The organism is Arenimonas sp. (genome assembly GCF_035312645.1).
GTDB lineage: Bacteria > Pseudomonadota > Gammaproteobacteria > Xanthomonadales > Xanthomonadaceae > Arenimonas.
In genome coordinates, this window is sequence record NZ_DATGBO010000071.1 from 1 (window position 1) to 5,942 (window position 5,942).

General features: G+C 63.8%; 7 protein-coding genes. 4 read left to right on the forward strand and 3 right to left on the reverse strand.

Going from position 1 to position 5,942, the window contains the following annotated elements; genetic code table 11:
• A partial coding sequence (locus VKM35_RS06490) for a TonB-dependent receptor (protein WP_324319579.1) occupies positions 1-907 on the reverse strand: 907 nt, incomplete at its 3' end.
• Positions 908-1,101: 194 nt separating this feature from the next.
• On the opposite strand from VKM35_RS06490, the gene VKM35_RS06495 reads away from it, so the two are divergent.
• Entirely contained in the window at positions 1,102-2,172 is a 1,071-nt protein-coding gene (locus tag VKM35_RS06495; protein ID WP_324319581.1) for a sensor histidine kinase, read from the forward strand.
• Positions 2,172-2,927, forward strand: coding sequence for a LytTR family DNA-binding domain-containing protein (locus VKM35_RS06500; protein WP_324319583.1), 756 nt, complete (start codon positions 2,172-2,174; stop codon positions 2,925-2,927). The genes VKM35_RS06495 and VKM35_RS06500 overlap by 1 nt, the downstream gene beginning before the upstream one ends.
• An 18-nt stretch (positions 2,928-2,945) precedes the next feature.
• Here the strand turns inward: VKM35_RS06500 and VKM35_RS06505 are convergent, their stop codons facing one another.
• On the reverse strand, positions 2,946-3,857 hold the full coding sequence (locus VKM35_RS06505; protein ID WP_324319585.1) for a hypothetical protein: 912 nt from the start codon (positions 3,855-3,857) through the stop codon (positions 2,946-2,948).
• Here VKM35_RS06505 and VKM35_RS06510 point away from each other — a divergent pair.
• Positions 3,847-3,975, forward strand: coding sequence for a hypothetical protein (locus VKM35_RS06510; protein WP_324319587.1), 129 nt, complete (start codon positions 3,847-3,849; stop codon positions 3,973-3,975). The two genes, VKM35_RS06505 and VKM35_RS06510, sit on opposite strands and share 11 nt — an antisense overlap.
• A gap of 139 nt (positions 3,976-4,114) precedes the next feature.
• On the opposite strand, the gene gap is transcribed toward VKM35_RS06510, so the two are convergent.
• Positions 4,115-5,128, reverse strand: a complete 1,014-nt coding sequence (gap, locus tag VKM35_RS06515; protein ID WP_324319589.1) for a type I glyceraldehyde-3-phosphate dehydrogenase — start codon at positions 5,126-5,128, stop codon at positions 4,115-4,117.
• Positions 5,129-5,216: 88 nt separating this feature from the next.
• On the opposite strand from gap, the gene VKM35_RS06520 reads away from it, so the two are divergent.
• Positions 5,217-5,942: S1/P1 nuclease (locus VKM35_RS06520; protein WP_324319591.1), on the forward strand; the 726-nt coding region annotated here is incomplete at its 3' end.

Genomic DNA, 5,942 nt, shown 5'->3' on the forward strand with positions numbered 1-5,942 from the left:
CCAACGCGTACGCGAACAGGTGATCCTTGACGAGGGCGCCGCTGGCCCAGACCGTCGCGGTCGTGTTGCTGCCGGCGGAATCCTTGCTGTTGTCCGCATACAGGATGCTCGGACGGACCTGGTTGAAAACACCGACGTAACCACCGTTGGTGTAGACATTCGGGTTCTTCTCGCGGAGCGAATCCGGCGTGATGAAGATGTTGCCGCCAGCGTGGAACTCGTTGGTACCGCGCTTGGTGACCAGGTTGATCACGCCGCCGGTCGAACGACCGAACTCGGCGCCGTAGCCGCCGGTCTTGATCTGCTGCTCCGCAATCGCCTCGAACGGCACCTGGCCGAAGTTGAGGTTCTTGAACGCGTTGGTGATGTTGAAGCCGTTGACGAAATACGCGTTCTCGGCGACGGATGAGCCGCCGAACGAAGCGAGGTTGCCGAACGCGGCGTCGCCGCGCACCGTGCCCGGCGCCAGCAACGCGACCGCGGTGATGTTGCGACCCACCGGAATCTTGGCGATCTGTTCGGCGGTGAGGATGGTGGTGGACTCGACCGAGGACACGTCGATGGCATTGATCACGCCGTTGCCGGAAACGGTAACGGCGCCGATGTTGGTCGCCTGCGCGGTGCCGCCAATGGTGACGTTGACGTCGCGCGTCTGACCATTGGTGGTGACCTTGTACGTGCCGGTCGGCAACGAGCCGATGCGATAGCTGCCACTGCTATCGGCGGTGATTTCGCGCTTGAAACCATTCGCGGAATTTTCGATGGTGACGGTCGCGCCGGCCTGGGTCGTACCGGCGATGGAACCGGTGGAGTTCGACTGCGCGCAGACGCCGCCTGCGAAACACATGCCGAGCGCGAGCGCCAGACTGCTCTTGCGCAGTCGTGTCGTGCGGATGATCCTGTTCATCTTCTTGTTCTCTCCCCTGAAGTTGTTGTGATGTCGTGCTGTCGTTGCGGCGGCCACGAAAAGACGGGCCTGCAGCAGCAACCTCATCCTCGCGCCGGGGCTGGGCAAGGGTTTTGGGACGAATCGCTTCTGTCGCGGGACGAACCGCGCGAAACGCTATTGCAGCGTGTGGGCGCGGACGTTAGCTTGGTCGCATGCAACGCAAGACCGCGACCCTGTGCCTGGTGATCTTCGTCTGGTGGACCCTCAACGGGCTCGCCACCGGCGCGGAATGGATGACGATGCTCGATGCCGCCGGCCACCAGGTGAGCTGGAGCAAGGCGATGCCGGCGAGCGTGATTGGCGCTTGGGGCTGGATGCCGCTGACCCTCGGCCTGGTCTGGCTGGTCCGGCGATACCCGGTCGAGCACGGCCGCATCGCCCGCGCGCTGGCGATTCAGGCAGCGGCGGTGGCGTTGATCGTGGTGCTGCGTGCGATCTACATCTACGGCCTCGATGGCTGGCTGCACTGGTACGACGCGCCGCCGACGTTTTCCGAAGTGCTGCTGCAAAGCGTCTGGAACAACCTGTTCCAAGCCTGGCTGATCATCGGCGTGGCGCATGCGTTGTTGCTGAGCGAGCGCGTGCGCGAACGCGAACGCCAGACCATCACGCTGCAGTCGCAACTCGCCGATGCGCGCCTGAGTGCGCTGGCTTCGCAACTCAATCCGCATTTCCTGTTCAATGCGCTCAACTCGATCGCCGAACTCGTGCACCGCGATGCCGACGCCGCCGACCGCATGATCGTCGGCCTGAGTGCGCTGCTGCGCAGCAGCCTGGAAAAAGCTGGCACGCAGGTGGTCGCGCTGCAGGAAGAGCTGCGTCTGCTCGGCTACTACCTCGACATCGAGAAAATCCGCCTCGGCGATCGTCTGCACGTCGACTGGTCGGTGGCGCCGGACACGCTCGCCGCGTTGGTGCCGCCGCTGCTGCTGCAGCCGCTGGTGGAAAATTCCGTACGCCACGGCATCAGCCGGCGCGTGACGCCGGGGCGGATCGTGATCAGCGCCCGCCGCGAAATGCATCAGCTCGTGCTGGAAGTGCTCGACGACGGCGGCGATGTCGGCATCCGCACCAGCGGCAACGGCGTCGGTCTCGCGACCACGCGCGCGCGCCTGGAATGCCTGTATGGCGAGGCCTTCGGTCTCGAATTGATCCAGGCCGCGCAGGCCGGCACGATCGCACGCCTGACCCTGCCCTTCCATGCCCTCGAGGCCGCCGCCTGATGCTGCCGATACGCGCCCTGGTTGCCGATGACGAGCCACTGGCACGCGCACGCCTGATGCGCCTGCTCGGGCAGTTCCCGGACATCGAAGTGGTCGCCGACTGCGCCAACGGCGGCGAAGCGATCGCGGCGATGCGCGAACAGAAGCCGGACATCGCCTTCCTCGACATCCAGATGCCGGACATGGACGGCTTCGACGTGCTCGATTCGCTGCCCGCAGCCCATCATCCGCAAGTGGTCTTCGTCACCGCGCATTCCGAACACGCGGTGCGCGCGTTCGAAGCGCGCGCGGTCGATTACCTGCTCAAGCCGGTGTCGGGCGAACGTCTGCGTCAGGCAGTCGAGCGCGTGCGCCAGCGCGCACCACAGAATCAGGCAGCGCTTCCGGGCGATGGCGAGAGCGGCCTGCGCAGCTATCCCGCACGCATCGCGGTGCCGGTGGGCCTGCGCATTCAACTGGTGCCGGTGGACGAAATCGATTTCGTCAGCGCGCACGCGAATTACGTCGAGCTGCATCTTGGCGCGCGCACGCTGGTGTTGCGCGCGACCATGACGCAACTGGAAGCGCGCCTGGATCCCACACGTTTCCTGCGCGTGCATCGTTCGCGCATGGTCCGTCTCGACGGTATCGTCGATGTCGAGACCAGTGCCTCCGGGCAATTCCTGCTGCGACTGAAATCGGGCACGCGCGTCGCGTCCGGACGCAGCTATCACCCGCGCCTGCGTGTCGCACTCGGGCTCGTCGCCGGTGAGTGAGGCAACGACAAACCTGCATCACTCCGGCGGCAGGCGCAGTTCGGTGATCAGGAAGTCGCTCTTCTTGCCTGGTTCGTCGGGATTGCGCACGAACACCAGCTTGTTTTCCCGCCACAGAACCGTGGGATGGAAATCATCCTTGCCGGTGTTGACGCAGGGGCCGAGGTCCCGCGCCGGTGTGAACTCGCCATCGCGCAGGCGGCTGACGTAGATATCGCCCCAGCCGATGCCATCCGGGCGATTGAGGCCAACGAACAACAGGGTTTTCCCGTCCGGGGAAATTTCCGGATTGAACTCCCAGAAATCCTTCGTGTTCACGCCGCTACCGAGTTTTTCCGGCGCGGCGAAACTACCGTCGCGCTGTCGCCTGCTGCGCCAGACATCGAAACCGCCATCGCGATCGCTGCCGAAATAAAGGTTGCCCTGCCGATCCATGCTCGGATACAGCTCTTCCTTGCCGCTGTTGACCGCGCCGGCCAGATGCATCGGTTCGCTCCAGCCGTCGACCGTACGCCGCATCATCCATAGATCGAAATCCTTGCGCGCAACGCCGTCGACCGGGCGCATCGAGGAAAACAGGAAAGTCGAACCGTCCGGTGACACGTAGGCATCGTTGTCGGCGTATTTCCCCGAGAACGAGGCGGTCCGCGCGCGCGACCAGCCTTTCGGGCCCAGCGTTGAAGTGACGATCACGCCCTGCGGAATCGTCGGCAGGAAATCGTCACTGATATGCCAATACGCGGTCTTGCGCGACGGCGTGAAACTCAGCCGCCACTCGTAGTGCGCCTCGCTGGAAAACACACCGGGACGATAGACCGCGACCGTTGGACAGGCTGGCGGCGCCGCGATCGCGACCGATGCGCCCAGAAGCGAAGACAGCAGCACGAACGAAGACAGCGCGCGCTGCGCCGGGGATTGCGTGGAATTCATCCTGACCGCCAAGTCGATGGGTTGGTCGCTGAAGCTGCAGTCGGGCCACGAATGCGTCAAGCGCGCCGGGATCAACGCGGAGAATCCGGGGACGAAGGTGGGCGGTGTTCGGGAATGAAGGTCGTCGCCGACGATGAGAACCTGTCGATCGCGCGCGGATAACCCATCGCAAACCCGACGCGATTCGCAACGTCGAAATCATCGCGCAAAGAAAAAGCCCGGCCGAAGCCGGGCTTTCACGCATCGCGAAAAAGAATTTACTTCGCTGCCATCAGCGCCAGCGTCATGTCGAGCATGCGATTGGAGAAGCCCCATTCGTTGTCGTACCAGCTCAGCACCTTGACCATCGTGCCCTGCATGACGCGCGTCTGGGTGGAGTCGTAGACCGACGACAGGGGGTTGTGGTTGAAGTCGATCGACACCAGTGGCTTGGTGTTGTAGCCGAGCACGCCCTTGAGCGAGCCTTCGCTGGCTTCCTTGATGATCGCGTCGATCTCGTCCTTGGTCGTCGCGCGCTTGGCGACGAAGGTCAGGTCGACGACCGAGACGTTGATCGTCGGCACGCGCATCGAGAAACCGTCGAGCTTGCCATTGAGGTCCGGCAGCACCAGGCCGACGGCCGCGGCGGCGCCGGTTTTGGTCGGAATCTGCGACATCGTTGCACTGCGGGCGCGGCGCAGGTCCGAGTGATAGACGTCGGTGAGCACCTGGTCATTGGTGTAGGCGTGAATCGTGGTCAACAGACCGTGTTCGATGCCGAGCTTCTCGTGCAAGGCCTTGGCCAGCGGAGCGACGCAATTGGTGGTGCAGGACGCGTTGGAAATGACGGTGTGCGAGGCCTTCAGGTCGTGATGGTTGACGCCGTAGACGAAGGTGCCGTCCACATCCTTGTCGCCGGGTGCGGAGATGATGACTTTCTTGGCGCCGCCGGCGATGTGTGCGCTGGCCTTGGCCTTGGAAGTGAACAGGCCGGTGCATTCGAGCACCACGTCGACTTCGTGCGCGCCCCATGGAATTTCGGCTGGATTGCGCACCGCGTACACCTTGATGCGGTCGCCGTTGACGATCAGGTCGCCACCCTCGGCCGACACCGTGCCCGGGAACTTGCCGTGGGCGGTGTCGTACTGGGTCAGGTGTGCGTTGGTCTCGGCATCGCCCAGGTCGTTGATGGCGACAACCTGGATCTCGTGCGTGCGGTTGGACTCGTACAGCGCACGGAGGACATTGCGGCCGATACGGCCATAGCCGTTGATCGCGACCTTGATCGCCATATTTAGCTCCTGGAAAGAATGCGAGAATGCGTCAGAACGCCTATTTTATCGCCTTGACCCAGCCCGCGACACCCCTCTGGAAGCCGCTATGTCCTTGATTCGTGCCTGTCTCGCCATTCTTGCCCTGCTGATCGTCTCCGCCCCGGCCATGGCCTGGGGTCCGCAGGGGCACCGGATCGTCGGCGATCTCGCCGAACGCCAGCTCACGCCCGCCGCGCATGCCGAAGTCCAGCGCCTGCTCGCCGGCGAAGCGGAGCCGACCCTCGCCGGCGTCGCCAACTGGGCCGACGAAATGCGCACGGCCGATCCGGACCGCTTCAAGAAGACCAGCCGCTGGCATTACGTGAATTTTCCGCACGGCGATTGCGGCTTCGTGCCGCCGCGCGATTGCCCGGATGGCAACTGCGTGATCGCGGCGATCAACCGCAACTTCCTCGCGCTCGCCGATCACAGCCGCCCCGATGCCGAACGCCGCGACGCGCTCAAGTTCCTCGTGCATTTCATCGGCGACGTGCACCAGCCGCTGCACGCCGGTTACGACGACGATCGTGGCGGCAACGATTTTCAGATCAACATCGACGGCGAAGGCTGGAACCTGCACAGCATCTGGGATTCCATGATCATCAAGAAGCGCGGCCTCGATCCGGTGGCCTATGCGCAGTTGCTCAGCAAGCAATCGCCGCTGCCCAGCGACCCCACCCGTTTCTCCGATCGTCCCGCGGTGGATTGGGCGGTCGAATCGTGCAAGATCGTGCACGACGGCAACCTCTATCCGGCCAAGCACGTGCTCAAGGACGATTATCTCAACGCAAAT